The organism is Alkaliphilus pronyensis (assembly GCF_009017275.1).
In the GTDB taxonomy this organism is placed as follows: domain Bacteria; phylum Bacillota; class Clostridia; order Peptostreptococcales; family Natronincolaceae; genus Alkaliphilus_C; species Alkaliphilus_C pronyensis.
Window position 1 is genome coordinate 62,801 of the sequence record NZ_WBZC01000004.1, and the last position, 26,863, is coordinate 89,663.

Genomic DNA, 26,863 nt, shown 5'->3' on the forward strand with positions numbered 1-26,863 from the left:
ATATTTCAACAATTTACAACCTATTCAATAGCAAATTTCTACTTTTGCTATATTGTATACTTTATACATATTTCTAATATTCATAAAAGCCCTTTTTAGTTTTTCTACCAAGATAACCTGCTCTTACATATTTTTTTAGAAGGGGATGTGGACGATATTTTGTATCGGCAAATTCTTCATATAATACCTCCATTATGGCTAAGCACACATCTAGTCCTATTAGGTCTGCCAAGGCTAAGGGGCCGATTGGGTGATTAGCACCTAGCTTCATCGCTTCATCTATTTCTGCAGCCTTTGCCACTCCATCTGCCATTACCCCTACAGCTTCATTTATCATGGGTACAAGAATTCTGTTAACTACAAAGCCTGGAGCCTCTTCTACCTTAACTGGTGATTTTTGTAGCTTTTTACACAGTTCTATAACAGAGTTAACAGCCTCTTCTTCTGTAGACATTCCTCTAATTACTTCAACTAGCTTCATAACTGGTACTGGATTAAAGAAATGCATACCTATAACCTTATGGGGACGATGAGTTACACCTGCAAGCTCTGTTATAGATAATGATGAAGTGTTGGTTGCTAAAATTGTCTTTTCATCGCAAATTCTATCTAACTCCCGAAAAATATTTTTCTTTATCTCTACATTTTCAGATGCTGCTTCAATAATCATATCACAGTCCTTTACATCAACTAACTCAATAGTAGTTTCTATATTGCTTAATGCCTGCTGTTTTTCTTCTTCAGACATTTTGTCTTTATCAATTAGTCTCTTAAAACTTTTTTCTATTTGTGCCATACCTTTATCAAGTGATTCCTGATTAATATCACTTAATACAACATTGAAGCCAACTTGAGCCAGAACCTGAGCAATACCATTTCCCATTGTACCTGCACCTATAACACCAATTTTCTTCATACCAATTCCTCCATTTTATATTTTAATTTTTGATTTTTTAATTCTTTATTATGAAATTTTAACTCTTAACTCTTAACTCTTAATTCTTAACTCTTAACTCTTAACTCTTAACTCTTAACTCTAGATTTTTAATTTTACCTAAAAACCCTACATTTCCATTTTAGCAAATATTATCAGATAATTATATATTTTTTGAATAAATATAATTTAAAATATATATTTATCAAATAAAAAACTCAGTTAGTCCATAATGCATTAATGAACCTTCTGAGTTAGTTGCAATTATTTCCATGGTAACATCATTAACCATAAAACAATACCAATTACTGCAAATATCATAATAATGATTGGTAATATAACCTGAAAAGCTGCAATTATCATGGCTAAAATATCATGCCAAGTAGCTTCAATTTTTTCTTCCTTATCAGATGAGTTTTGTTGTCTATTGTTTTCTTTAACCTGCTGGTACATATCCTCAACTATTCTTTTTCTTCGATTTCTCACTTAACCTTATCCTTTCCAATATCTATTTTCCAATTAAGTGACATGCTGCAAAATGACCTTTTTGGTATTCTTTAAACTCAGGTGCCTCCTCCTTACAGATATCCTGTGCAATAGGGCATCTTGTATGGAACTTACATCCTGATGGAGGGTTTGCAGGACTAGGGATATCTCCCTTTAGAATAATTATATTACGCTTCATTTTTGGATCTGGTACAGGTATTGCAGATAGCAAAGCTTTTGTATATGGGTGAAGTGGATTATCGTACAAATCGTTTTTGCTTGCCAGCTCTACAATATCTCCTAAATACATTACACCTACCCTATCACTAATATGCTTAACTACACTTAGATCATGGGATATAAATAAATATGATAGTTTTAGCTTTTCTTGAAGGTCCATCATTAGATTTATTATCTGGGCTTGAATAGATACATCAAGTGCAGAAACAGGTTCATCTGCCACAATAAACGAAGGATTAAGTGCTAATGCTCTTGCAATACCTATTCTTTGTCTTTGTCCTCCAGAAAATTCATGGGGATACCTATTTACATGATAGTCTGCCAAACCACAAATTTCTATAACCTCTATAATTCTATCCTTTAGCTCTTTACCCTTATATAAGCCATGCTCACGTAATGCCTCTCCAACTGCTTCACCTATAGTCATTCTAGGATTTAGGGAGCTATATGGATCTTGAAAAATTATCTGCATTTCCCTACGAAGCCTTCGTAGCTCATTTTGTCTTGCATTTAAAACATCAATTCCGTTATACCTTACTTCTCCAGCTGTTGCCTCTACAAGTCTTAGTATGGCTCTACCTGTTGTAGATTTACCGCATCCAGATTCACCAACTAAACCTAAGGTTTCACCTGGATTAAGGTTGAAGGAAACATTTTCAACTGCCTTTACATCTCCTACATGCTTTCTTAAAAAGCCCTTTTGAATAGGAAAATATTTTTTTAAGTTTTTAACTTCTAATAATGGCGTTGTCATTATTCAACCTCCTTACAAGCAACAAAGCAACTAACCTTGTGTCCTGGAGTTATTTCTTCTAATGTAGGTTGTTCTTGTCGGCACTTTTCAATTGCAAATTTACATCTAGGATTAAAGTAACAGCCCTTTGGTAAAAACTTTGGATTTGGAACAGAGCCTTCTATACTTTCAAGTCTTTCCTTATTCTCTATAATGCTAGGCTTTGAATTTAACAGTCCCATAGTGTATGGATGCTTTGGATTATCAAATAATTCTTGTACTGGTGCTTCTTCAACAACTTTACCACAGTACATAACTATAACATGATCAGCCATTTCTGCAATAACTCCTAAATCATGGGTAATAAGCATAATGGCTGTATTTAGCTTTTCCTTAAGGTCATTCATAATTTCTAATACTTGAGCCTGAATCGTTACGTCTAAGGCAGTTGTAGGTTCATCAGCAATTAATAGCTTAGGCATACAGGCAAGAGACATTGCTATCATTACTCTTTGGCGCATACCACCACTCAATTGATGTGGATACTCATCAACAATTTTTTCTGCCCTAGGTATATTAACTAATTTTATCATTTCAATGGCTTTCTTTCTTGCTTCTTCATCTGTTAGCTTCTGGTGAAGCATTAAAGCCTCCATAATTTGATCTCCTATCGTAAATACGGGATTAAGAGATGTCATAGGCTCCTGAAATATCATAGATATATCATTTCCTCTAATGCTTCTTATTTCTTTATCAGATACCTTTAAAAGGTCTCTACCTTCAAATAAAACTTCACCATCTTCAATTTTTCCAGGAGGAGTTGGAATAAGCCTTAAAACAGACATAGAGGTTATGCTTTTACCACAGCCTGATTCACCAACAATTCCTAAGGTTTTACCGTATTCAATAGAAAAATCAACCCCATCTACTGCTTTTACTACACCTTTATCTGTATAAAAGTAGGTTTTAAGATTTTTTACCTCTAACACTTTATCGCTCATTTGTCCACCTCCTAATTATTAGACTTTGGGTCTATTGCATCCCTTAGACCGTCGCCAATTAAATTAATACTCATTACTGCTGCTAAAATTGCTATTCCAGGTGGTATCCATAGCCATGGTCTTGTTCTTAAAACATGTAGGTTTCTAGCATTCTGTACCATATTTCCCCATGTAGGTGTTGGAGGAACTACCCCTAATCCTAAGAAGGATAATGCTGATTCTGACATTATAGCACCAGCCATTCCTAGAGCAGCAGATACTATAATATAACCTATTGTATTAGGAATTAAATGCTTTAGTATTATTTTATAGTTGGGAATACCCAGTGCCTTGGCAGCTAAAACAAACTCCTGTTCCTTTAAAGAAAGAATTTGCCCACGTACAATACGTGAAAGTCCAGGCCAGCTAAGTCCTCCTATAATCATCATAACAATATACATCTTTGTTTCTGGTTCTACATCGGCACCAACAACAGCTGAAATTGTTATAGCTAAGGGTAGAAATGGAAAGGACATAACTATTTCTGCAAAACGCATTAAAACATTGTCGATTCTACCACCAAAAAAGCCTGCTATTCCACCTATGGTAGAGCCCAGTGTAACACTAATGAATGCAGAAATTACTCCAACCATAAGGGATATTCTACCACCGTAAAGCAGTCGAGTTAAGTAGTCTCGACCTAGGTTATCTGTACCCAGCAAATGTTCCCTAGAAGGAGCAGCATTTATGTTGGTAAAATTCATCTCTTCTTGTCCATAGGGTGTTAAAAATGGAGCAAAAACAGAGCTTAAAACTAATATAACCAAGATAAAAACTCCCACTAATGCAATTTTTTTCTTTTTAAATTTAATCCATACCATTTTCCAAGGACCTATTGATTGCTCCTTAGGTATGTTTTGTTGTTGAGAATCTTCAATCATTACCTTAGACTCCATATTCTAACCCCCTATTCTACTTTTATTCTTGGATCAACAATTGCGTAGCCAATATCAGCCAATAGATTTCCTATTAATGTTAATACAGCAAAAAACAGTAATGTAGCCATCATTAAATTGTAGTCTCTCCAATTTATAGCATTTAGCATTATTTGTCCAATTCCTGGCCACCTAAACACAGTTTCTAATATAACAGCTCCACTAAATAACAACGGTACCCAAAAACCTAATAGGGTTACTATAGGTAGTAGTGCATTCCTAAAGGCATGTCTATAAATAACCACCTTTTCAGTTAAGCCTTTAGATCGAGCTGTTCTTACATAGTCCTGTTTGATAACATCCAGCATACTTGTTCTTGTATATCTTACTAGGCTTGCTAAGCTAGCTATTGTAAGTACAGTTGCAGGTAAAACCATATGCCTTAGTTGATCTAATATACTTGCTATGCCCGTTAAGTTAGATCCCGCAGTTTCCATACCACTTATTGGAAACCAGCCTAACTTTGTTGCAAAGAAAAATATTAATAGGAGTCCAAAAAAGAAAGATGGCATAGATATTCCGAACAATGAAAACACCGTCCAAAAATTATCGGTTAGGGAATATTGCTTAACGGCACATACTATTCCTATCGGTATTGATAGGAGAAAAGCAAAAATAAAAACAAATACATTAAGCCTAAAGCTATTCCATACAAACGAAGGTACAATGTCCTTAACTGGCTGGTTATATAGGGTAGAAATACCAAAGTCTCCCCTTAAGCTTCTGCCTACCCAATTAGCATATTGTACTGGTAAAGGTAGATGTAATCCTAATCTTTCATATTCTGCTTGCTTTTGCTCAGCAGTCATATTTGGATCAAGGTTTAAGCCCACAGGACTACCAGGGGTAATTTTAATTATAGTGAATATGCATATAGATATTATTATTACAACTGGAATCATATGCACTAATCTTCTAGCAATATATCTTAGCATAATTTACCTCCTATCTTATTGCAGATGCAAACCCGGCGTCATCACCGGGCTTGTTCTGCTGTTTTTATACTGTTAAAATCTCTTATTCTACTATTTCTAATTGATGTAGTACATAATCAATTTCAACATATGGGCTTAACTCCATACCTTTAATTCTTTGGTTTACTACGTCCCAGTTATCCTGCTGACTTATAAACATATATGGTGCATCTTCATTGATTATTAATGCGATTTCTTCATATATAGCAACTCTCTTTTCTAAATCCATTTCCTTATCTCCAAGGTCATAAAGCTCATCAATTCTTGGATTGTTGTATCCAATACTGTTATTTCCATCAACTACATCTCCAGCTGTATGGAAGGTTGTACGTCCTGCACCTGGATCTATAGTCATTCTCCAAGCCATATTATATAATTCAAAGTCTTTTTCTTTATATATTTTATCAACTAGTGTACCAAAGTCCATAAGGTTAGGCTTAACTTCAACACCTATCTTTTTCCAGTCCTCTATAAGCATTGGTATCATAGTTTCAACATATTTACTATCTAGGTAAGTGTCCCAAACAAAGGAAAGCTTCTTACCGTCTTTTTCTCTAATTCCGTCTGCACCAACCATCCAACCGGAAGCTTCTAATAACTCAATAGCCTTTTCAGGATTATATTCATATTTGTTTAACTGATTTTGTACCTTTTCAGTATTAACCCAAGAAACCTGTGAGAATGGCATAGTAGCAACTGTTCCATATCCTGTATAATATAGGTCGATAAACTGCTTACGGTTAAATCCGTAGGTAAGGGCATGACGAACATTTTTATCTGTTAATCTTTCATCCCTTAGGTTAAATCCTAGATATCCATAGCTGTTGGCTGGGAAAGATACAATATCAATGAAGCCCATAGGCTCTATTTGTGCAAAGTTATCTGCATTGGCAGGTACCTGTAATTGAATATCTATTGTTCCAGCTTCTAGCTCCATCATATAAGTGTCGGCTGATGTATATTTGTATATAATTCTTTCTGTTTTTGGTGCGCCTTTATAGTAATCATCAAATCTTTTAAACTCGACAAACTGTGTTGGTTCATGTCTAACAAACTGATAAGGACCAGCCCCCATTAGGTCTTGCTGCTTTGGCTTTAAAACCTCATCGGCTTTACCCTTTTCAAATCCATAATAATGCTCTGGCAAAATACCATGGGTTAGTCTTCCAAAATGGTTAGCCATTTTTTCTTTAAATGTAATAGATATATTAAAATCATCAATAATATTTATGGCTGCTAATGCTTCAGCATCCCCTTCTTTATACTCTTCATATCCCTCTAGGTATGCGCCTGTACTAGTAAAATATCTACCAGTATAGCCAGGGTCTGCAAATATAGTATAGGTGAAGGCAACATCCTTAGATGTAAGCTGTACACCATCGTGGAAGTATACATCTTCTCTTAGCTTAAAGGTGTAGGTTCTTCCATCTTCTGAAATTTCCCAGCTTTCAGCTATTGCAGGTATATACTCACCCTTAGCATTATTTGAAATTAGTCCATCAAAAACAGCATCTGATACATATCCATCATATACTGAGCTGTAGTAGGATGGTAAGAACTCATCATTACCATTGTTCATACCAATTACTATTGTGTTTGAAGCGTCACCTCTGTTTTTAGCAGGGTTATTAGGATTACCTGAACCCTTAATAAAGGTTACATGTTCGCTGTAGAATGGACTATCTTCAGCAACTTGAGCAGTTTTTTCTTCTTCTTCTCCACCTGCACCCTCCTGTGCCTCTGTGTCATCAGCAGGCGGTGCTTCAGTTGTAGTTCCTCCCCCGCAGGCAGTTAAAAACACTGCTGCTACTAAAACTAAGCAAAGCAATAAACTTAATTTTTTCTTCATCCTTTCTCCTCCTTTTAAATATTTTGATTAATGGATAGCCCATAAAGAAGTATCCATTACCAAAAACCTTTTTATTTTAAACCACATGGGTTTAAACAATATTAAAATTTTCTTATAATATATAAAATTCTAGCTTTTTAGAAAATGTCCTGCTTTATTTATAAAAAAAATTATATGCTAAATATAATTTATTGGTAAATATTGCTACAGGAAATATTTTTTTTACATAGCTAAAAATATTATATGATTCATTTTATTTTATTCTAAGTTTAGAGAAAATTCAAGCAATTATTTGCAAGATTTATTAAAATTTTGTAGGTTAAATCACTTAATAATACTAGATATAGTAAATAACTTCTTCTCAAGCCATTAAATCAGTACTTTATAATATAAGAATATGTTCAAGCAGTTAAGGCTATTAATTAAATATTTTTAATTATTTATTTAAATAGCTTCATTATCTAATATGATACAATATACAGTAAGGATAGAAACTAATTAACAAGGAGAAAAATATGTTAATAAAAGACATTGAACATCACTTTAATAGTAAAAAGCATAATGGATTTATTGATATTAACCTTCAATATGCAGTTTTAGTTCCAATTATAATAGTAGAAGAAAAGCCCCATGTTTTATTTGAGGTTCGAGCACATAATCTTAAAAAGCAGCCAGGTGAAATATGCTTTCCTGGTGGGAAAATTGAAGGAAAGGAAACTCCGATTGATACTTGTATTAGGGAAACAATGGAGGAGTTAAATATATTAAATAATAATATTAAAATATTAGGTCCACTGGATGTTCTTGTTACTCCCTTTAACATGGCAATACATCCCTTCTGTGGGGTTATTAAAAATATTCAGTTAAGCAATATTATCTATAATAGGGATGAGGTGCAATCAGTTTTTGTAGTATCTTTAGATGAGCTTTTATCTAAAAAGCCACTTAAGTATGAAATGGATCTTTTACTGGAATCGAAGGATGATTTCCCTTACCACCTTATAGAAAATGGAGAAGAATATAGCTTTAACAAAGGTAGCTATCCTGTTTATTTTTATAGTCATAAAGAGTTCATCATATGGGGTATTACAGCTAGAATACTTAATAGCTTTCTTGAAGGGCTAAAGGAAAAAAGCATCCATGACCTATAATATAAGCTGTCATTGATGCTTTTTACCTATGTTCCATTTACTGGAGCATGCAATACTTTTTCTTGAAAGGTTTTCTTCAATGTCTCTTTTTGATCTCTATCCAGTAAAAAATAAAAGCCCTCAATAAAAATATAGTTTTCTTTAGCTAAACCAAAGATAGATTCCCCATCGTTAAAATAAAAATTCAAAGGGCCTATAACAAAGTAGTCTTGATTTTCTTCTGGATAGCTTTCCTGCCATCTATAAGAAAAAATTGTATCAACCAATTGAATAACATCTTCTCTTTCAGCTACTGCTCCTATTGTTTGATTTTCTGTATCCTTAAGTTCAATTAAAACGGCTTCATACAACCGTTCTTTTAATTCTTCGTATGTATAGCCCCTATTAATCTCCTCAATATTCTCTTGCACTTCTTCAAAGTCTAAAGCTTCACCCTCCTCTAAAGATGAATCATACTCTGTGTTACTATCACATCCAAGGGATGAAAAAGCTAGAATAGCAACACAAGCCAGCAGCAGTTGCAATTTCAATCTTGAAGCCATAAAATATCCACCTACCTGTCTAGTATATTATATTATACCATAATTAACCTTTGTATTGCATAAGTATGTTACCCTATTATATTGGATTTACACCTAAACCTTTAAAACTGTAAGGGCTATAAATTATAATGCTATTATTCCAACATGTATGGATTTTATTAGCAAATCAAAATAAAACTGATAATTTAGTTATTGTCATAGATTATTTAAATATTTTAGTAGACCTTTAGCATATATATTACCAATTAAGTTTATTAGGAGGTATATATATGGATTTCATACAACCAAATTGCCCTACTAATGATGAAAGATATCGAATGGTAAAAATGGCCTTAGAGGTTAATAACAGATTGGAAGACTTTGATAATATAATTCAATTACTTAGCCCCCCATCAGATATTTTATCCATAGTACCCTATGGTAGCTGTAAAAATATAAAGGTGGCTATCTTGGGAGCAGGTTTAGCTGGACTATCAGCTGCCTTTGAGCTAAGGAAAGCAGGCTTTAATGTAACTATTTTTGAAGCAGAGGACAAAAGAATAGGAGGTAGGGTTTACACCCACTACTTTGATAGAAGCAAGCAATTATATGGTGAGCTGGGTCCAATGCGGATGTCAGCAAGCCACGAAACAACTTGGCACTATATTAATTTATTTAACCTAAAAACACGCCCCTTTATACAAGATAATCCTAACGCCTTCCGTTATGTACAAGGTGTAAGGGTTAAAAACACACCACAGGAAATTCAAGAAAATATATACCCCAAGTTTGATATGACCTTAGAGGAAAGGCTTAAGTTATGGCCTCAGCTTTTTAATCAAGCATTCGAGGCCTATCTATTGTCAATGACACCTGAGGTTAGAAAAGAAATTCTACAAATTAAAAGTGAATATTCTCCAGAAATTATCAAGGCGGATTACTTAAGTATTCTTCAAAGGATGGAGCTGGCTGGCTTAAGTAATGGAGCTATAGAAATGCTTAGTGGTATAGAGCCCTTTGTTGCTGATTTTTTAAGCAATAGCTTTTTCGAAATACTACATGAGCTGTATCCTGTTAGCTTTGCCTACACATACGAAATTATAGGAGGTTTTTTAAGGTTACCTAAAGCCTTTCTAACCTCTTTATTCAGCAGAGAGCCAAAGGAGTATATGGGTAAAATTCCTGCTTCTAAGTTGGGTACTATACAAATACTATCAGGCCATCAGGTAATTGGACTTAGTCAGCCTAAAAAAAATGGCTCTGTTATAGTTCATCATAAAAACATAAAAAGAAATACTATTTATGATAATCAATATGATTTTATCATTTGTGCAGTTCCCTTTTCAAATCTTAGACTTTTCAAGCTGAATCCAGTTTTCAATAGTAGTAAAATGCAAGCAATTAGAGTTTTGAATTATTCAGCTTCACAAAAAACTGTTTTCTTATGTAATTATCGTTTTTGGGAGGCATCTAAGCCAAAAAACAACAAAATCGTAGGAGGAGGCTCCTTTACGGATCTAGTAATAAATAGTATTTGGTATCCTTCGACTCCTGCCCAAAGTCCATCCTGCCCAGGAGTAATTACAGCATCCTATAACTGGACTCAAGATGCAGTTAGACTTGGTAACTTTAATAGTTCTCGAGAAATAGAGTTAATAAAAAGACAAATTGAAGAGGTACATGGGCTACCAATGAATAGCTTAGATTCTATTGTTACTGATTATAAAACCATTGTTTGGAACAATAATCCCTGGTCCCTAGGGGCATTTGCCTTTTATGACCCTCAGCAAAAGGTTTTATTCTCGAAGGTGGCAATCGAACCAGAATACAATAGGCGAGTTTTTTTTGCAGGCGAGCACGTGTCCGTTACAAGAGCATGGATGCAAGGATCCTTAAAAACAGGTATGATGGCTGCAAACGATATTGCTAGAGAATGTCAAAACTATATATAAAAAATATCATAATTAATTTCATATTTTATATACATATCATAATATAGAGTATAGCAAATTACAGAGGATTGGAGTATGAAGAAATGGCTTCCTATGAAAAAGAGGTTTTAGCATTGTTAACTACTGAAGTTTTCAAAAAAATTATGAAATCGAATGCTATACAGCTAATTCAACTGAATGCTGCCACAAACCTATTAATTAAGCTAGGTATACCCTTTGATCTATTTTTTCTCCCAGGCACACGAAGGCAGGCAGCAGTAGCTGAATTAGTTATTTTTATTAATCCAACCACGACAATAGACTTTACAATTTCATTAGAAACAGGAGGGCCAGTCTTAGGTTTAGAGTAAAAAATTATAAATTTGTTACACGTAAACCTTCTTTTCTATTTTTAACTACTGCAAATTCATCCTTTAGCTTCCATAATACGTATTTGCCGATTGTTCCTTTAACCACCTCTGAGGTTTTTACAAATATACACCCCATTTCATAGATGTTATTGTGCTTTTCTACTCTAATGATTTTAGTTTTTAAGCTTATTTAAGAATTAAACAGTGTCATTTGAAGCTCTAGTATTGTTCCAACAGAGAAGTGTTTATCTGACTCTATACACAAACCATTTTGAGAAATATTTTTAACTACAGCAGAATTATTGCCTGAAGCTAAAGGATTATTAGCTTTTAAATCAGTACAGCCTACTATTTCTGCAGTAAGATTAGTTTCTACTCTAATGTCTTTTCTCTTTTGAGTTAAATTATTGACAACCTGTATTACCGCAGCATCTTCGAAGGGATGCTCCAGCTTATATACCTTAGATTCACCTGTAACTACACCGTATACTGGACTTAGTAAATGAAATTGCGTAGTTTCTAAATTTGCTAGTTTATCAATATGCCTAGATTGAAAGACTATTTTTTCTTCCTTTTTAAGTGTAATTGTTCCATAATAGGTTTCTTCGTCTTTATAGAAGATTAATGTATCTCCCTTATGCATTAAATTTACCCCCTTAATAACTCTTTATATATCTATTGGAGTTTTTGATCTACTAATCAATTTAATTACATATTGCAATAATATTTTATGTAAATTATGGGTGAAAGTCAAGTTTTTTCATGTTAATTTGTAACCATTATGTAAATTTAATGTTAATTGTTGTTTATTAAATATTTCAAGTTCTAAACCCCCTTTTTTTCAATAGTGTTTATTCTTGTTTTTATGGTTTATGTTACATTTGCAGTATTTTGTGTTACTTTGCGTCTTTTGTATATTATGGCATTTGATTATGGAATTGATCTACAGGCAGGGATAATGGGGAATATAAAAAAGCCAGATATCATTACAATATCCAGCTAATAAAAATATTTTATCTTAGCGGCGTTACTAACACTCCCGCTTCTTAAGCGGGAGATAAGTGCCGCCAAGCTTCGAAATAAGTGCAACTAGAGTTCAGGTGGAGTTAAAACTCCATCTGAACTAAGTTTTCTTTATTATTCTAGTCTTACACTCTATAAACTAATGTAGTCTTTTTTTTTATTAATTGTTATTTCTAAATCTAATCCCTCTAGGATTTTTAAGAAGCTATCTAAAGTAGGGGCATGCTTCTCATTCTCAAATCTTGAAATTACCTGCTGGCTTACACCGACCTTATCTGCTAACTCCTGTTGAGTTAAACCTGCTTCTTTTCTTGCATTTGCAACCTGTTCTATTAAACTATATTCTTTTTTAACTTCCTCATAGGTTTTTGCAAAATCCTGATCTGTTTGAATTTTTTCATTAACTATCTTCTTTGTATCTATTCTTTTGAAAGGCATTTATGCCACCTCACTTTCCTAACATATTGAATAACTCAGCTGCTCTTTTCCTAGCTTTATCTAGTTCAAATTTTTCCGCCTTACTCTTTTGCTTTTTACAGGCATGTAATAGATAAATACTCTCCTGATCTACTAATACATATATTATTCTATTATGTCTATAAAACTTTATTTCCCAAAGCTTACCTTCTAGCTGTCTTGTATTTATTGAGTGCAAAAAATCAGTTCCTTTTTCTTCTAGCATTTCTAAAATTAAATATCCTTCTGCACTTTCTTTACTAGGGAGTCCATCTAAAAAATCTCTAATTAAATCCTTCCCTCCACTAGTTTCATAAGTATATACATTCATAATATACTCCTTTGTTTCTCTTTTCATACAACGTATTTGTTGTATACTCATTGTACATCATTTTTGTTGTATTTGCAATATTTTCTTTTAATTGACTTTTGTATTTAATTAGATTTAATTACATATTGTGGTAATATTTTATGTAGCTTCTAGTGATAGTCTAGTTTTTTTATGTTGATTTATAATATGGCTTATACCCTTGTTTTATAGTTTATGTTACATTTGCAGTATTCTGTGTTACTTTGTAGTTTTTGTATATTATGGCATTTGTTTATGGGATTGATATACAGGCAGGGATAATGGGGAATATAAAAAAGCCCAGAATATTCTGAGCTGTATGTAAGCGAGCAAATCTATAAGCCGAGTTCTGTATTTGACGGTCATCTATCTAGACCAACTGTTGCCAGTTGGTTCAAGCAACCTACCACGGGACACAACGGGCAGTTGTTTTTTTAGTCCCTACTTGGTCTTGCTCCAGATGGGGTTTACATAGCCAACTAGTCGCCTAACTGCTGGTGAGCTCTTACCTCACCTTTCCACCCTTACCTACTAGAAGTTAGAAGTGGGAAAGCAGTAGCCTGAAATGAATTATTTCAATAAAGCTTTTATCTTTATTCTGGCTTCTGATCTCTGACCTCTAACCTCTAGTGGCGGTATATCTCTGTTGCACTTTCCTTGGAGTCACCTCCACTGGGTATTACCCAGCACCCTGCCCTATGGAGCTCGGACTTTCCTCCTACACAACATAGTTGTGCAGGCGACCATCTGACTTACTCGCAATATCCACTTGTCTTACTAGATTTATTATTCTAGCATAGTTGTTTTGCTTTGTCAAAATGTAAAATTTGTAATCTATCTATTATCCATAGCTTCATTAGCTAGCTTGTCGGCATGTTTATTATTCTCTCTACGTATATGGCTAATTTCAAAGGCTTCAAATTTTTTAATTAGAGGTATTATCATATTATATAAGGGGATTAACCCTTCATTTTTTACCCTATATTCACCCTTAATCTGCTTAACTACTAGTTCGCTATCTAAAAAACATGTAACATCCTTCAATCCCATATCTATAGCAGCTTCAAGACCTCTACTAAGGGCTTTGTATTCAGCCACATTGTTGGTTTGCTTACCTATGTATTGGCTAATCTCTTTCAGTATATTACCTTCACTGTCCTGTATTAAAACTCCTATACCTGCTTCTCCAGGGTTCCCCCTTGATCCACCGTCTGTATATATAATTGCCTTCATATGCTGTCCTCCTCAATCATTTTTGGTTTTGATAGTTCTATTTTTTTTGCTCACCTAGTGTTTAAGTTTTCTTTATAAATATTGAAAGGGATTGTTATATACTCTTGAAGCTATAACTTCAACATCAATATTTGTTTTACTAAAGCAACTGTTTAGATAATCTGTTACTAATTCAATAAAATGTATCTCTGATTCATAATGACCAATATCAATTACATTTACACCTAAATCCAGTGCCAATTGAGCTTCATGATACTTAATATCTCCAGTCAATAGACAGTCACATTTGGCAGCTGCTGCTAATCCTATATAATCTGCACCACTTCCATTAATGACAGCAATACGATTAACAGCTCTATTAATATCTCCAATAAACCTAAGATTTTCTATACCTAATGAGGCCTTAATGTTTTCTATCAGTATAGTTGTTGGGACTGAACTATCTAAATCTGCAACTCTACCTATTCCATTTTTGGGTTTTTTAATCGCCAATGGGTAGATGTCATATGCAACCTCTTCATAGGGATGGGCCTTTACCATCTCTTCTATTACATGGTTTAGTTTGCTTTCTTCCACTATTGTTTCTAATCGTACCTCCTTAACAAGCTCCACCTGACCTTCCTCTCCTATATAAGGATTAGAGCCTGTAAGTGGTTTAAATGTGCCTATACCAGAAGCTCTAAAGCTGCAATTACTGTAATTTCCAATATGTCCTGCTCCAGCATCCCCCAGCACCTCTGCCAATGTATCTACGCAATCTTCTGGAACAAAAACCACCAGTTTAACATAGCTATAGCTATTTATTGTCTCTAAAAACTGTGTATTTGAGAAACCCAGCTTGTAACATATAAAATCATTCAGCCCCTCCTCTACAATATCTATATTTGTATGGGCCGAATAGATATTAATGTTATTTTTAATTGCTCTGTAAATGATATTACCTTTTACTTCATTTTTGAGTATTGATTTAATTGGCTTAAATATTAATGGATGATGGGTTACAATCATTTGACATCCATTCTCTATAGCTTCATCAAGTACCTTATCATTTACATCTAAACATATTAAAGCTTTTTTTACAAAGCTATCTTGGTCACCTACCTGTAAGCCTACATTATCCCATGATAAGGCTTCTCCTTTTGGTGCCAGTGTCTCTAAAATATCAATTATTAACTTTGCTTTTTCAGCCATTCCTTCACCTCCTGAATTTTTTCTATTCTCTTAATACAATAGGTGTATTTCTCTTTTGCTGTTTTAGAAGTCTTTCCTGTAAGCTGCTGACTAATTTCAGTTAAGGTTTTTAACTTATTATTTAAAAACTCCTCTGCAAGAATAGGTGGATTTTTTTCAATATAGAAGCCTATTTCATATTTTATTTCATCATCCACCATCTGATTTCCTTTTTTAGCCTTTAAAATTTCATAGATTTTATTATCTTCTTTAACTAAAATATCTTCAACTATAGTGTAGCCATTATTTACTAAGTATTGCCTTAAATCATACTGTGCCTGCATTGGTTGTAGAATTAGATTTTCTATAGTTTTAGCAATTTTACTGGAGTCTTCTAATAGCTGACTAATAAGTAGCCCCCCCATGCCTGCAATAATTACCGTATCTACCTCATGGGGCTTTAGTACCTGTAGACCACTACCTTGTCTAGTTTCTATATGTTTGTCTAAACCATAGCCTTTTATGTTGCTTCTAGCGTTTTCTAGTGGCTTTTTATTAACATCACTGGCAATAACTTTTTTAGCAATATTTTTTTCAATTAAGTAGGAGGGTATATAGCCATGATCTGTGCCAATATCTGCTACTATTGATCCCTTCGGAATAAGCTCTGTTATTTTTTTTAGCCTCGGGGTTAATTTTACCTTCATACTATTACTCCTCTCTAAACTAAATATTGTTAGTAATAAGACGCAAACCTTCAAAACCAGTGAATATTATTACCTAAATGATTAATAATATTTTTAATAGCTAATCCCATATATATCCCTTCATTTTGGGATTAATTCTTTAAAGCAGGGAGGTTTTATAATGCCCCACACAAATAAAAAGAAAAAAAAGGTTGTGACTCCAGATGAAATGGTTGATTTGAAATGGGGAGGCCGCACTCAAGAGTGGGAGGAAGAAGCTGATCAAATAATGCATGTTTTACAGGACCAAATAGATGAACAGGAGACTACCGAGGAAAAAAAGAAAAAAATAGAATACGGAAAGCAAAAACAATATTGGTAATACTTTATTATAGGGTTGCAAAACAATAGATTCGCAGAAGCGAATCTATTATTAACTTACTCAAGATAATCCTTTAGTTTTTTACTTCTGCTGGGATGCCTTAGCTTCCTTAGTGCCTTAGCCTCTATTTGTCTTATACGTTCCCTTGTTACATCAAATTTCTTACCAACTTCCTCCAGTGTCCTTGCCCTTCCATCATCTAAACCAAATCTAAGCCTTAACACTTTTTGCTCCCTTGGAGTTAATGTATCTAAAACTTCAACTAGCTGCTCCTTTAACAATGAAAAAGCTGCTGCTTCAGCTGGTGCAGGCACCTCATCATCTGGAATAAAATCACCTAAATGGCTATCCTCCTCTTCCCCTATTGGGGTTTCAAGAGAAACTGGCTCCTGTGCAATTTTTAGGATCTCCCTTACTTTATCTTCAGATAAATCCATTTCTTTAGCAATTTCTTCAGGCTTAGGTTCTCTTCCTAATTCCTGTAGCAATTGTCTTGAAACTCTAATTAATTTATTAATTGTTTCAACCATATGAACGGGAATTCTAATTGTTCTTGCTTGATCTGCTATGGCTCTTGTGATGGCTTGACGTATCCACCATGTAGCATAGGTGCTAAACTTGAATCCCTTCCTAAAATCAAATTTTTCTACAGCTTTAATTAAACCAAGGTTACCCTCCTGTATAAGGTCTAAGAACAGCATTCCTCTACCGACATATCTTTTTGCAATACTCACCACAAGTCGAAGGTTTGCCTCCACAAGCTGTTTTTTTGCTTGCTCATCGCCAGCCTCCATCCTCTGGGCCAAATTAATCTCCATATCAGCAGAAAGCAAGGGTACTTTACCAATTTCCTTCAGATACATTCTTACAGGATCATCTATATTTATTCCCTTTAATAATGTAACATCGTCCTCAATATTTTCTTCTACAGGAACTTCTGTTTCTATCTCTGCTTCATCGACGTCAATATCATCATCCTTATCTCCTACAATATCTATTCCAAGGGTGGATAGATGATCATAAACCTCATCAATCTGATCTTTATCTAAAGAAATATTCTCTAATGCATCCATAATTTCGTTATAGGTAACCATGCCTCGTTTCTTGCCTTTTTCTATTAACTGCTTAACTGACTCTTTTTTGCCTTCCTGTGGATTACTCATAAATGTCCCCTCCTTTCCTTAAAGCTGTAGCTTTTGTATATCTGTATTTAACTTCATTATCTCCATACCAATTCTCAACAATTCCTTCTCAACCTCTTCCTTATTTAATTTTTTATCCTTCAGCAGATTATTTTGCTGTTGTTGTAATTCTTTAATCTGATATAATAGCCTATACTTTTTTAAATTAACAACATACTTTTCTAAGGCCTTTTCAATATCAATATGCTCTATATTTGTTAACCATATATCTTTTAATATTTCCTGAAGTTGAGGAAGCTTGTCCATTAATGTATCTACTCCATCAATTACTTCATAATTTGCTAGTAAGTATTCAAATATCCACTGATACTCAGTTGTAGAAAATTCCTCTATATTAATCTTCTCGTTAAACAATGGTATAAGTTCTTTTTTTGTCAGCATAGCCTTAATCAATTGCTTTTCTGCAATAATATGCCCCTTCTGCTCTACTGGAGTTATTGCTTCTATATACTTATTATCTCTTTTGCTTATAGAAGTATACTTTTGATTCTTGTTAAAGGCTTTATATGGCTTTTTCCCATATATTTCAAGGTAAATAGACTCCTTTGATACCCCTGCTTCCTTTTCTACTTTTTGGATATAAACCTCCCTTTCAACAGGACTCTTAATACCCTTAATTATTGATGCTAACTCCTTAACATATTTTATTTTACCTTCTGAGGTTGATGGATCATAGCTTTTTTTAGCAAGGTATAATCTATAGTCTATTAGACCAATTGCTTTTTCAATTTGTTCCTTAAACTCAAATTTACCATTTATATTAATAAAGTCATCTGGATCTATATTATTGGGAAGTATTGAAACTTTTGGTGTTAAGCCTACTTCCTTTAAAATATCTAGGCTTCTAATAGTAGCATTTACTCCTGCTTCATCTCCATCAAAGGATGTTATAACCTCTTGACAATACTTTTTTAGTAATAAAGCATGTCCCTTTGTTAGAGAGGTGCCAAGAGTTGCCACACAGTTCTTAAATCCATGCTGATTTAGGGCAATAACGTCCATATAGCCTTCCACAATTATAATTTTACCTTCATCTATGTTCTTTCTTGCAATATTTAATCCATATAATGTATTGCTTTTATTAAAAATTGGAGTCTCGGGTGAATTTAAATACTTAGGTAAGCCCTCATCTGTCACCCTACCTCCAAAGCCTATTACATTTCCCCTTGTATCGAAAATTGGAAACATTATTCGGTTACGAAATCGATCATAATAGCCGGAATTATCTTTTCTTGGTACTATGAGTCCAGCCTCATATATTATTTTTTCTTCATAACCAAGCTTCAATAGGTAATTCAATAAACTATCCCAATTATTTAAAGAATACCCTAATCCAAAGCCTTTAATGATATTGCTTTTTAAACCCCTTTGTTTTAGATAGTCAAGAGCAGATAATCCATTTTTATAAAGGTTTAAATAAAAAAACTTAGCTGCTGCCTTATTTACTTCATATAGCTGTGCTTTTTTTTGTAATTGTACTTTATCTTCCTTAGATATACTTAGCTTATCTATGGGTATATTGGCCTTATTTGCCAACACTTTAACTGCATCTATAAAATCTAAATTTTCTATTTTCATTATAAAGTGAATAACATCTCCTCCAACTCCACAGCCAAAGCATTTATATATTTGCTTTTCAGAGTTTATAATAAATGAAGGAGTCTTTTCTCTATGAAAGGGGCAAAGTGCTTTATGACTACTACCCATAGTTTTAACGGTTATATAATTAGAAATAACATCAACTATATCATTTCTATCCTTTACCTCTTCAATTATTTCTTCAGGAAATAAACTTCCCATAAATACCACCTAATTATTTAGTTACTTTCTTTATATATAAATTCTGCTTTAATTTGCAAAGTCCTTCTATTAACCATCGATTTGGTTAAATTTTCGAATTAAATTCTCAAAGGAATCTTTAAAGCTTACGTCATCAGAGCTTTTTCTTTTTGGGGGTCCCTTTATACGTCCACCAGAAGCAAGTATTTTTTGCTTATAGTGTCTATTCTCTAGTATAATATCAATATTAGTGTTTGTGTATATTTGTCCCCATGGATTTATAGCATAACAGCCCTTTCCTAGCACTAAGGCTGCTAATCCAGTGTCGGAGGTAACAATTATGTCTCCCTTATTTGCGCTATTAACAATAGCCATATCAGCAGCTTGAGCTACCCTATCAACAATAATCCTTTTAACATCACAGTCTGCTTCTGATATATGGCTTATACTATGTATGAAAATTAAATCCACCTTATATTTATTGCAGATGCTCTTAATAATCCTTTTAACGGGACAAGCATCAGCATCAACAATTACCTTCATATTTTTTCCCTTCTTTAATGACATGGTGAAGTTTATTCGACATAAAACTTCTTATATCCTCCCCATAGACTAAAAAAAATAAATTCTGAATATTTATTATTTAATTAATCAACCAGGTGATGGTACAAAAATCTGCTGAAATAGCTTTATTGCATAGGAATCAGTTGAACCTGCAATACAGTCTGTAATAGCTCTTTCTAAAGAATCCTTCTGTAGTCTTTGATAGTATTCTACAGGCATTCTATCTGGGTTCTCCTTAAAATAATTAAAAAGGGTTTTTACTATAAAGGTTGCTTTTTCCTTTTCCTTTAAGCAAATATCACCATTATACACGCTTTTAAACATAAACTCCCTAAGCTGTTTAGTTATATCAGTAATTCTATTACTCTGATATATTTTAACTTCATTGCCTGCCTTTAGTTGCTTTGATGTTTCTTCAATAACATCCATTACAAAGGTGTTAATTCTTTTACTATGGGTATCACCCAACACTTCAATAAAGCTATTTGGTATATTCTCTTTTTGTAAAATACCAGCACTTATACTATCTTGAATATCATGACATAGGTAAGTTATAGTGTCTATTAGTTTAACCAGTTTACCCTCTAGGGTAATTGGTAGTTTCTCTCCTGTATGATTTAAAATCCCGTCCCTTACTTCATAGGTAAGATTTAGACCTTTACCATCAGACTCCAACTCGTCTACTATCCTTAAGCTTTGGTGGTTATGCTTAAAATCTCCAGTAATTTTATGCAACACCTCTTCTCCACTATGACCAAAGCAGGTGTGTCCTAAATCGTGTCCCAAAGCAATGGCTTCAACCAAATCTTCATTAATTTTTAATGCTCTTGCAATTGTTCTGGCTATTTGACTGGTTTCAAGGGTATGACTTAACCTTGTACGGAAAAAATCATCCTTCACTATAAAAACCTGTGTTTTTTCCTTAAGGGCACGAAAGGATTTAGAATGTATTATACGATCTCTATCTCTCTGATAAGCTGTTCTAACATCACATTCTATTTCCTCCCTTAATCTGCCTCTACTATTTTGACTTAACTGAGCAAAGGGTGATAGATATTTTTCTTCAAGCTCTTCTGTCATCCTTCTAAAATTTACACTCATAATTATTCAACCTTTCATATACAGCGTTATATAATATATACGCTTTTAAAGCTTAAAATCCTTTTCATTAGACCGAACATTTTTTCTCCATTTAATACTGTTTACAATTGTCAGAATTTTATACACTGCTACAGCTGTTCAAAATATTAGGTTTGCCACAATGTTAACATTACGTTATATAAATCATAAAATAAAGTGTATAGTAATAGATTAGCAAAGCTTATCTCAACGGAGCTACAAAATATTGCGGGAGGTTATAAAGTGAAAATACTTGCATTAATGTCTTTAGATGTTTTTCGTAATTCACTGGGTATGGCCCTAAAGGAGCTAGGACATGATGTCTTATTTTTAGGGGAGTTTGACTTAAAGCTTTTAGAAAATACAATAACACAATTTAGTCCTGATTTAGTAATGGATATGGGGTGGGATGTATGGCATTATAAAGCTTCACAAAATAGCACTTTAGAATCTATTGGAAGTATTTTTAAAAAGCATGATTTATTCCATGTATACTTTGCAGAGGAGGATTGGCTCCACTTTGAAAGGTGGTCAAAGAGATATTGTAATGCCTTGAAGCCCTCCTTCGTCCTTACAAGAAGTCACCAATGTATTCCTTTGTATGAAGAGATGGGTATTTAATCTAGTTATTTTGACGTTGGTAGTAACTCATCCTTCCATAAAAGCCTACCTATTAATTCTAAATATGCTTGTGATGTGGCAGTTGTAGCTAATGGAAACTTTTTTCTTGGAGAAATTCGGTACAAAAGTATTTATGATCTAGTAATACCTTTATTTAATCAAAGCTATGATTTTAAGATATGGGGACGAGACTGGGAAAACATAGACCAGTTTTATACCGTAAATAAGCCTAGCCCCCATATACTACAGGGTATGGTACCCTTTTCTGATACACCAAGCTGCTATAGCTCTGCAAAAATTTGTATAAGTGTGCAAACCTGTAACCAGCAGCTGAGTAATAGAACCTATGATATTTTGTCCTGTGGTGGTTTTTTGTTGACCTCTGATACACAGGCAGCCCGACAAAAGCTACAGCCTGGTGTTAACTGTGTAGTATCTAAATCACCGGCAGAAACCCTACATTTGGTGGAGTATTATTTGAAGCATCAGGAGGAAAGAATAAAAATTGCCAAAAAGGGAGAAGGCTTAGCTAGGGAAAAGTTTGCATATCAGCATACATTGCAGGAGATATGGCCAGAAATTCAGTATCAGTATAAAAAACATATGACTAGAACAGTTAATATTAATTCTAATAATTTACTAACAAATGGAGATTTTAGAATAGATCCCAATGCCACATGGACATTGTATAACTCCTTCATTAATAAATCTTATTGCCATAATGGCTCTTATTCTGTTGAATTTTTAGGTGGTGAAAATAACTCATATATTCAACAGTCTGTGGCGGTTACTCCTTTAAAAAGCTATTTAATTAGAGGTGCCTTTGCTAAATTGGGTAGTGGGGAAGGTGCCCCAGTGAATATTTTAGTCCAGTTTTATTCTAAAGAAAGTAAATTACTGAAAATTGGTCTATATGCTTCATTGTTTGCCTCTGATTTAGAGGATGTTAGGGAGGGTAAATGGTTTCCATACTGGGGATATACAATTGAAGCACCTGAAAATTCTTCATATGCATTAATCATCATCAATAAAATAAGTAGTAAAAACAGTGTTCCTGTTCTGGGCTCAAACTTTGCCTTTAAGGAGGCTGAGCTTTAATTAAGCCAGTATAAGTGGGTGTTCAGAATATTTTGTTGAAACGCAGGGACGGTTCTTTTGTTTCGTTGCACCAAGAACCGTATGAAACGCAGGGACGGTTCTTTTGTTTCGTTGCACCAAAAACCGTCCCTGCGTTTCTGTACCTCCATCCACATAATTTTGTGTTAATTATTTTTTACTTCATAGCTATATTTAACAAAATCCTCTTCATGCCACGGTAGGTAAAAGGAAGTAGTAACTATATCAACATTGTTGCTTTGAATATATTGTGTAGATTTTATGTTTGACATTATTTTGTTATACAAAGAGTCACTTAAGTTATTTAAACTATCTAAAACTTCCTTTTGATTATCTACATCACATATATCGTAAATGGCAATCTCTATATATAGTTCTTTTTCTTTGTCTATAATCCCAAATCTTTTTAAGGAAAAATCTTCATATGAATTGGCAAAATTGTATGCTATTGTTTGAGTTTCTAATTCCTCATTAGTTTGCTCAATAGTTGAAAGGGGCTCTATTAATTTACTTCCAGTAACATATCCAAACTTTGCCATGTTCTTATGATCTATAAATCTGATATTAAATGTATTTATTTTTAGGAAACCATAAGTATCATTATTAATACATATATCAACAATTTCCTCCTTCATTTTAGAGGCTATGCCTTCTGCTTCTTCCCTAGTCATATTATTTGTATTAATTGATAATTCCAAGCTTATAAATATATTATTAAACAATTTTTTGTTTTGATGTTGGTCCATCAATAAGTTGTCTTTATGAATACTTAAACTATTTATATCTATTAGCTCTTTACTATTGGCATAGTTCTCTATTTTTATTGTAAAATAATTAACTACATCCTCTATAGGTATATGATTTGTTTTATCTATTATAATCGCTCTTTCTGATTCTGTTAAGCTTTGATATTCTTTGAAGCTAGGCAGACCAATGGAGTTATACTTTTCCTTTGTGTCCCCCATACAGCCTGTAATAATAAAACAAGTAATTATTATGCCTAATATAAAAATAGCTTTATTTTTCATAGTGGTCACTCCTCTTCCTTTTTACAGAAACGAGAAACGCAGGGACGGTTCTTTTGTTTCGTTACGCTCTCTTATCCAAACTTGCCTATTTGCACTCTAGAGCATTACATGATAAAGACAAGTTAAGCACTTTTTTATTGTTTACCTTAGCTTATGGTACCACTCTTCTTTACTTTGGTTTATTATATCATATGTAGTAAAACGAAACAAAAGAACCGTCCCTGCGTTTCCGTCAAAATCCTAACTACACCTTTTCAGAGTCAATAGTGAGTAGTTCACCAACAATACTAATGGTAATTTTTTCACTATCACTTAGAATATACTCGTTGATATTTCTACGTTTTTCAATATGTGTTGGAATAATTTCATGATAAATATCGTCAATTAAGACATAGGTGTAATAAAGCCTTTTAAATCACCAATTTCTTTGGTAGAATATTTCTTAGTGAGCTCCAGCATATGTTATCCTCCTATCTTGATTTCGTCGTGGTTATCAATGACCTTATATGTTAGGATAGTTGTCGTATAGAAAAAAATGTATAATGAAAATACGACAATAATCTAAGGAGAATTGATATGACTAAAAATAAGAATAATCACTACACCAAAGAGTTTAAAGAGTCGATTCTACAGAGAATAGAATCCTCCAATGTATCAATACAGAGCATAGCTGAAGAAATCGGTATTCCTAGAACCACCATATACCAATATGTTAATTCTAAAGTTAAGAAGGAAAAACAACATGTTACTGCAACTACCAGTAAACATCCTAGCAAGTGGACCTCAGAAGATAAATTCGTATAGTACTTGAAACTTGCACCCATACAGAGGAAGAATTAGCAGCTTATTGTAAACGTAAGGGGATCTATATAGATGATGTTAAAGACTCGCTGGGGTTCTTCTATTTGTAAATTTTTACTAGTACAACAGGTAAGTTAGTATATACACCAGTTTACAAGTTTAATTAAACTACTTGATCTTCATCAAGGAAGCCCTGAACTGTTTCTTTAATTGTATAACATTTTTAGCACTTTTGAAGCTAGATACGAAACAATGAAATATTAATTCTTTATACTTTGTTAACCTACAGCCCTTTTCTCTAGTTGAGGATTTTTAATTAATAAGCAGCATATTTTTCTCTATGCATGGAAGCACACAAGCAAAAATATAGGCAATAGCTACTAGATTGAAATAGAGGACCCTTCAGCAATGCAGAAACAAAAAGCAATGACCGTTAAAATGGTGATAATATATAGTAAAGTCCAAGAATTTTATTGTGCTCACAAACATTATAGAATTGAAATAACAAGGAGGAATATCTATGAATTTAATTTACAATTTGACGTCCGTCGTAACAACTTATGTTTACTATGCTGTTCCGATTTTAGTTGGTATTATAATCAGTATTATAATTAAGAGAAACAAAGACGAAAGAAAAACAATAGCTCATGAAGTAGTTATGCGTGTGCCCTTGCACAATAGATTTAGTTTAGCCTGGGCTTTCGTTAGTTTTCTTTTCTATTTAGTAATACTGATAAGGGTTTTTATACCTCAAATTTTAAACATCCATAATATATTAGCTCCTGAGTATGTAAATAAATGGTATGAATTGCTTTGGGTAAATAATATAAGAAATTTAATCCACCAATTTCTCTATACAGGCGTGATTAATGAAGCAACTTCTTTAATTAGATACAATGATTATTTAGTACTTTTCATTGTATCTAATTCTCTTTTATTTATTATCATTTATTTTATTTACCAAGGACTACAGAAAGCTTTTATATGTGAAAATAGATTGTATGCAGCCGGTAAAATGTTTAAATGGAATGATTTTCAGTCTGTGAAATTGGTAGAACCTAGTATAAACAAAAAAAATGAAAGACGTTATATCTTACAGCTACTTATAAAAGATACTAAAATACGACACAATTATAGCAGTCCACTCAATACATTAGAATTGCAAGTTACACTTGAAGAAAAAGAGAAAATATACGATTTAATTGAAGCTATTAATAATCAAATTACACTCGATTAGTTAGACACAATAGAGATAGGCATAATAATATTGAGAAAGGCGATAACATAGTAAATATGCCGAACCCCTTGCGAAATCCCTGCTGTTAACTGATGTAATTCTGGTCCCCTAAAACTTAATACATTTTCCATGCCTTTTCCAATATGATATTTCTATCTCCTTTGCTAACTCACCTACAGTTTCAAATAATTTAATAATTAGTTCATAGTTTAATGAAGTTTTATTACCTTGAATGTTGTCTGGATAATATTCACTAATCTTTGGAACTGCTTTCTTTGATTTTATTTCTCCAGCATGTGGGTAAAGGCATTGTTATTTTAGAAACGTCCCTGCGTTTCTAATTTAGTTCATTTTTTCAACTAATGCTTCTTTACTTATTGCTTTAGTCTCAATAAAAAGCTGTATAGCATTTATTATGTCAGAGTCTAGTGAATATACTGTATCTCCATTTGAATGTCCATCAAAAACCATCTGATTCTCCTTTGATATTGTCAGTTGATTAGTAACAAATGTACCCATATTGTAATCAAAGTTTTGCTCATCTTTCCCTTCAGGGAACTTGTTAAAGTTGATTACAATATCTCTTGACAGTTTATCATTCACGACTTCATTAGTTGGTTTCCATGTTTCTAAAGATAAAATATCAATTAGCTCTTCTATATCTTGTTTGAGGATAAAAGAGTCATTACTTACAACATACCAATAAGCAGTATTTGAGTCTGGTTGCTCTGAAATCAAGTCAATTAAATTTTTATCATTATTTTTCTGTTCTGTGTTAGAGCATGCTGATAGAGAAAAAATCAAAACTATTATAAAAATTAACGAATATAAATGTTTTTTTATCATTTACTTTAGTCCTCCATTTTCAATATATTATAAATAAACGCAGGGACGGTTCTTTAACGAAACAAAAGAACCGTCAGACTGCGTAA

General features: G+C 33.3%; 30 protein-coding genes, 1 other RNA gene and 1 pseudogene. 9 read left to right on the plus strand and 23 right to left on the minus strand.

Annotated features, from left to right (window positions below):
• Nucleotides 1-73: 73 nt before the first annotated feature.
• The 7 genes from F8154_RS01600 to F8154_RS01630 all read right to left on the minus strand — a co-directional run bounded on the left by F8154_RS01600 (nucleotide 74) and on the right by F8154_RS01630 (nucleotide 7,191).
• Nucleotides 74-916, minus strand: a complete 843-nt coding sequence (locus F8154_RS01600; RefSeq protein ID WP_151859843.1) for a 3-hydroxybutyryl-CoA dehydrogenase — start codon at nucleotides 914-916, stop codon at nucleotides 74-76.
• Nucleotides 917-1,198: 282 nt separating this feature from the next.
• Nucleotides 1,199-1,420, minus strand: a complete 222-nt coding sequence (locus F8154_RS01605; protein ID WP_207706798.1) for a hypothetical protein — start codon at nucleotides 1,418-1,420, stop codon at nucleotides 1,199-1,201.
• A gap of 22 nt (nucleotides 1,421-1,442) precedes the next feature.
• Nucleotides 1,443-2,414: an ABC transporter ATP-binding protein gene (locus F8154_RS01610; RefSeq protein WP_151859844.1), complete on the minus strand. Its 972-nt coding sequence runs from the start codon at nucleotides 2,412-2,414 to the stop codon at nucleotides 1,443-1,445.
• Nucleotides 2,414-3,394: an ABC transporter ATP-binding protein gene (locus tag F8154_RS01615; RefSeq protein ID WP_151859845.1), complete on the minus strand. Its 981-nt coding sequence runs from the start codon at nucleotides 3,392-3,394 to the stop codon at nucleotides 2,414-2,416. The genes F8154_RS01610 and F8154_RS01615 overlap by 1 nt, the downstream gene beginning before the upstream one ends.
• 11 nt (nucleotides 3,395-3,405) lie before the next feature.
• Nucleotides 3,406-4,329: an oligopeptide ABC transporter permease gene (gene opp4C, locus F8154_RS01620; protein WP_243141125.1), complete on the minus strand. Its 924-nt coding sequence runs from the start codon at nucleotides 4,327-4,329 to the stop codon at nucleotides 3,406-3,408.
• Nucleotides 4,330-4,340: 11 nt separating this feature from the next.
• Nucleotides 4,341-5,303 (minus strand): ABC transporter permease, encoded by a 963-nt coding sequence (locus tag F8154_RS01625; RefSeq protein ID WP_151859846.1) that lies wholly within the window; start codon nucleotides 5,301-5,303, stop codon nucleotides 4,341-4,343.
• Nucleotides 5,304-5,385: 82 nt separating this feature from the next.
• Nucleotides 5,386-7,191 carry an ABC transporter substrate-binding protein gene (locus F8154_RS01630; RefSeq protein ID WP_151859847.1) on the minus strand — a complete coding sequence of 602 codons (1,806 nt, stop codon included), beginning with the start codon at nucleotides 7,189-7,191 and terminating at the stop codon, nucleotides 5,386-5,388.
• Nucleotides 7,192-7,706: 515 nt separating this feature from the next.
• On the opposite strand from F8154_RS01630, the gene F8154_RS01635 reads away from it, so the two are divergent.
• Nucleotides 7,707-8,342 carry an NUDIX hydrolase gene (locus F8154_RS01635; protein ID WP_151859848.1) on the plus strand — a complete coding sequence of 212 codons (636 nt, stop codon included), beginning with the start codon at nucleotides 7,707-7,709 and terminating at the stop codon, nucleotides 8,340-8,342.
• Between the two features lie 26 nt (nucleotides 8,343-8,368).
• Here the strand turns inward: F8154_RS01635 and F8154_RS01640 are convergent, their stop codons facing one another.
• Nucleotides 8,369-8,884, minus strand: a complete 516-nt coding sequence (locus F8154_RS01640) for a hypothetical protein (RefSeq protein WP_151859849.1) — start codon at nucleotides 8,882-8,884, stop codon at nucleotides 8,369-8,371.
• A gap of 269 nt (nucleotides 8,885-9,153) precedes the next feature.
• On the opposite strand from F8154_RS01640, the gene F8154_RS01645 reads away from it, so the two are divergent.
• Nucleotides 9,154-10,815, plus strand: a complete 1,662-nt coding sequence (locus F8154_RS01645) for a flavin monoamine oxidase family protein (RefSeq protein WP_151859850.1) — start codon at nucleotides 9,154-9,156, stop codon at nucleotides 10,813-10,815.
• A gap of 83 nt (nucleotides 10,816-10,898) precedes the next feature.
• Entirely contained in the window at nucleotides 10,899-11,165 is a 267-nt protein-coding gene (locus tag F8154_RS01650) for a hypothetical protein (protein WP_243141126.1), read from the plus strand.
• Between the two features lie 4 nt (nucleotides 11,166-11,169).
• On the opposite strand, the gene F8154_RS15470 is transcribed toward F8154_RS01650, so the two are convergent.
• Together F8154_RS15470 and F8154_RS01655 are read right to left on the minus strand one after the other, a co-directional pair.
• Nucleotides 11,170-11,301, minus strand: a complete 132-nt coding sequence (locus tag F8154_RS15470; protein WP_279237157.1) for a hypothetical protein — start codon at nucleotides 11,299-11,301, stop codon at nucleotides 11,170-11,172.
• A gap of 54 nt (nucleotides 11,302-11,355) precedes the next feature.
• A complete protein-coding gene (locus F8154_RS01655) occupies nucleotides 11,356-11,808 on the minus strand; it encodes a PilZ domain-containing protein (RefSeq protein WP_151859851.1) in 453 nt (150 codons plus the stop codon).
• Nucleotides 11,809-12,030: 222 nt separating this feature from the next.
• Here F8154_RS01655 and F8154_RS14965 point away from each other — a divergent pair, with 222 nt between their 5' ends.
• Nucleotides 12,031-12,168 (plus strand): hypothetical protein, encoded by a 138-nt coding sequence (locus tag F8154_RS14965; RefSeq protein WP_192930108.1) that lies wholly within the window; start codon nucleotides 12,031-12,033, stop codon nucleotides 12,166-12,168.
• 152 nt (nucleotides 12,169-12,320) lie between these two features.
• Here F8154_RS14965 and F8154_RS01660 read toward each other — a convergent pair whose 3' ends face one another.
• The 6 genes from F8154_RS01660 to F8154_RS01685 form a co-directional block, all read right to left on the minus strand.
• Nucleotides 12,321-12,626 (minus strand): helix-turn-helix domain-containing protein, encoded by a 306-nt coding sequence (locus F8154_RS01660; RefSeq protein ID WP_151859852.1) that lies wholly within the window; start codon nucleotides 12,624-12,626, stop codon nucleotides 12,321-12,323.
• A 10-nt stretch (nucleotides 12,627-12,636) separates the two neighbouring features.
• On the minus strand, nucleotides 12,637-13,026 hold the full coding sequence (locus F8154_RS01665) for a type II toxin-antitoxin system RelE/ParE family toxin (RefSeq protein ID WP_330577815.1): 390 nt from the start codon (nucleotides 13,024-13,026) through the stop codon (nucleotides 12,637-12,639).
• 289 nt (nucleotides 13,027-13,315) lie between these two features.
• Nucleotides 13,316-13,752: RNase P RNA component class A (rnpB, locus tag F8154_RS01670), an RNA gene on the minus strand.
• Between the two features lie 75 nt (nucleotides 13,753-13,827).
• Nucleotides 13,828-14,226 (minus strand): ribonuclease HI family protein, encoded by a 399-nt coding sequence (locus F8154_RS01675; protein ID WP_151859854.1) that lies wholly within the window; start codon nucleotides 14,224-14,226, stop codon nucleotides 13,828-13,830.
• A gap of 72 nt (nucleotides 14,227-14,298) precedes the next feature.
• On the minus strand, nucleotides 14,299-15,417 hold the full coding sequence (locus F8154_RS01680) for a Nif3-like dinuclear metal center hexameric protein (RefSeq protein WP_151859855.1): 1,119 nt from the start codon (nucleotides 15,415-15,417) through the stop codon (nucleotides 14,299-14,301).
• On the minus strand, nucleotides 15,396-16,103 hold the full coding sequence (locus tag F8154_RS01685) for a tRNA (adenine(22)-N(1))-methyltransferase (protein ID WP_151859856.1): 708 nt from the start codon (nucleotides 16,101-16,103) through the stop codon (nucleotides 15,396-15,398). The genes F8154_RS01680 and F8154_RS01685 overlap by 22 nt, the downstream gene beginning before the upstream one ends.
• Before the next feature lie 160 nt (nucleotides 16,104-16,263).
• On the opposite strand from F8154_RS01685, the gene F8154_RS01690 reads away from it, so the two are divergent.
• The gene (locus F8154_RS01690) at nucleotides 16,264-16,464 is read left to right on the plus strand and encodes a hypothetical protein (protein ID WP_151859857.1); all 201 of its coding nucleotides are present in this window, start codon (nucleotides 16,264-16,266) and stop codon (nucleotides 16,462-16,464) included.
• A gap of 56 nt (nucleotides 16,465-16,520) precedes the next feature.
• On the opposite strand, the gene rpoD is transcribed toward F8154_RS01690, so the two are convergent.
• The 4 genes from rpoD to F8154_RS01710 all read right to left on the minus strand — a co-directional run bounded on the left by rpoD (nucleotide 16,521) and on the right by F8154_RS01710 (nucleotide 21,110).
• Entirely contained in the window at nucleotides 16,521-17,627 is a 1,107-nt protein-coding gene (rpoD, locus tag F8154_RS01695; RefSeq protein WP_151859858.1) for an RNA polymerase sigma factor RpoD, read from the minus strand.
• Between the two features lie 18 nt (nucleotides 17,628-17,645).
• A complete protein-coding gene (gene dnaG / locus F8154_RS01700) occupies nucleotides 17,646-19,466 on the minus strand; it encodes a DNA primase (RefSeq protein WP_151859859.1) in 1,821 nt (606 codons plus the stop codon).
• Nucleotides 19,467-19,535: 69 nt separating this feature from the next.
• Nucleotides 19,536-20,012 (minus strand): YaiI/YqxD family protein, encoded by a 477-nt coding sequence (locus F8154_RS01705; RefSeq protein WP_151859860.1) that lies wholly within the window; start codon nucleotides 20,010-20,012, stop codon nucleotides 19,536-19,538.
• Between the two features lie 84 nt (nucleotides 20,013-20,096).
• Entirely contained in the window at nucleotides 20,097-21,110 is a 1,014-nt protein-coding gene (locus tag F8154_RS01710; protein WP_151859861.1) for a deoxyguanosinetriphosphate triphosphohydrolase, read from the minus strand.
• 261 nt (nucleotides 21,111-21,371) lie between these two features.
• Between F8154_RS01710 and F8154_RS15275 the strand changes: the two genes are divergently transcribed.
• Nucleotides 21,372-21,749 carry a DUF3880 domain-containing protein gene (locus tag F8154_RS15275; protein ID WP_207706799.1) on the plus strand — a complete coding sequence of 126 codons (378 nt, stop codon included), beginning with the start codon at nucleotides 21,372-21,374 and terminating at the stop codon, nucleotides 21,747-21,749.
• A 75-nt stretch (nucleotides 21,750-21,824) separates the two neighbouring features.
• Nucleotides 21,825-22,847, plus strand: coding sequence for an NTTRR-F1 domain (locus F8154_RS15280; RefSeq protein WP_207706800.1), 1,023 nt, complete (start codon nucleotides 21,825-21,827; stop codon nucleotides 22,845-22,847).
• A gap of 164 nt (nucleotides 22,848-23,011) precedes the next feature.
• Here the strand turns inward: F8154_RS15280 and F8154_RS01725 are convergent, their stop codons facing one another.
• Both F8154_RS01725 and F8154_RS15325 read right to left on the minus strand, forming a co-directional pair.
• Nucleotides 23,012-23,893, minus strand: a complete 882-nt coding sequence (locus tag F8154_RS01725) for a hypothetical protein (protein ID WP_151859862.1) — start codon at nucleotides 23,891-23,893, stop codon at nucleotides 23,012-23,014.
• Nucleotides 23,894-24,143: 250 nt separating this feature from the next.
• A pseudogene (locus F8154_RS15325) lies at nucleotides 24,144-24,352 on the minus strand (IS982 family transposase); the annotation flags it as partial.
• Between the two features lie 117 nt (nucleotides 24,353-24,469).
• Here F8154_RS15325 and F8154_RS01730 point away from each other — a divergent pair.
• The gene (locus F8154_RS01730; protein ID WP_151859863.1) at nucleotides 24,470-24,697 is read left to right on the plus strand and encodes a transposase; all 228 of its coding nucleotides are present in this window, start codon (nucleotides 24,470-24,472) and stop codon (nucleotides 24,695-24,697) included.
• A 517-nt stretch (nucleotides 24,698-25,214) separates the two neighbouring features.
• Nucleotides 25,215-25,931 (plus strand): hypothetical protein, encoded by a 717-nt coding sequence (locus F8154_RS01735; protein WP_151859864.1) that lies wholly within the window; start codon nucleotides 25,215-25,217, stop codon nucleotides 25,929-25,931.
• 342 nt (nucleotides 25,932-26,273) lie between these two features.
• Here the strand turns inward: F8154_RS01735 and F8154_RS01740 are convergent, their stop codons facing one another.
• Nucleotides 26,274-26,669 (minus strand): hypothetical protein, encoded by a 396-nt coding sequence (locus F8154_RS01740; RefSeq protein ID WP_192930109.1) that lies wholly within the window; start codon nucleotides 26,667-26,669, stop codon nucleotides 26,274-26,276.
• Between the last annotated feature and the right edge of the window lie 194 nt (nucleotides 26,670-26,863).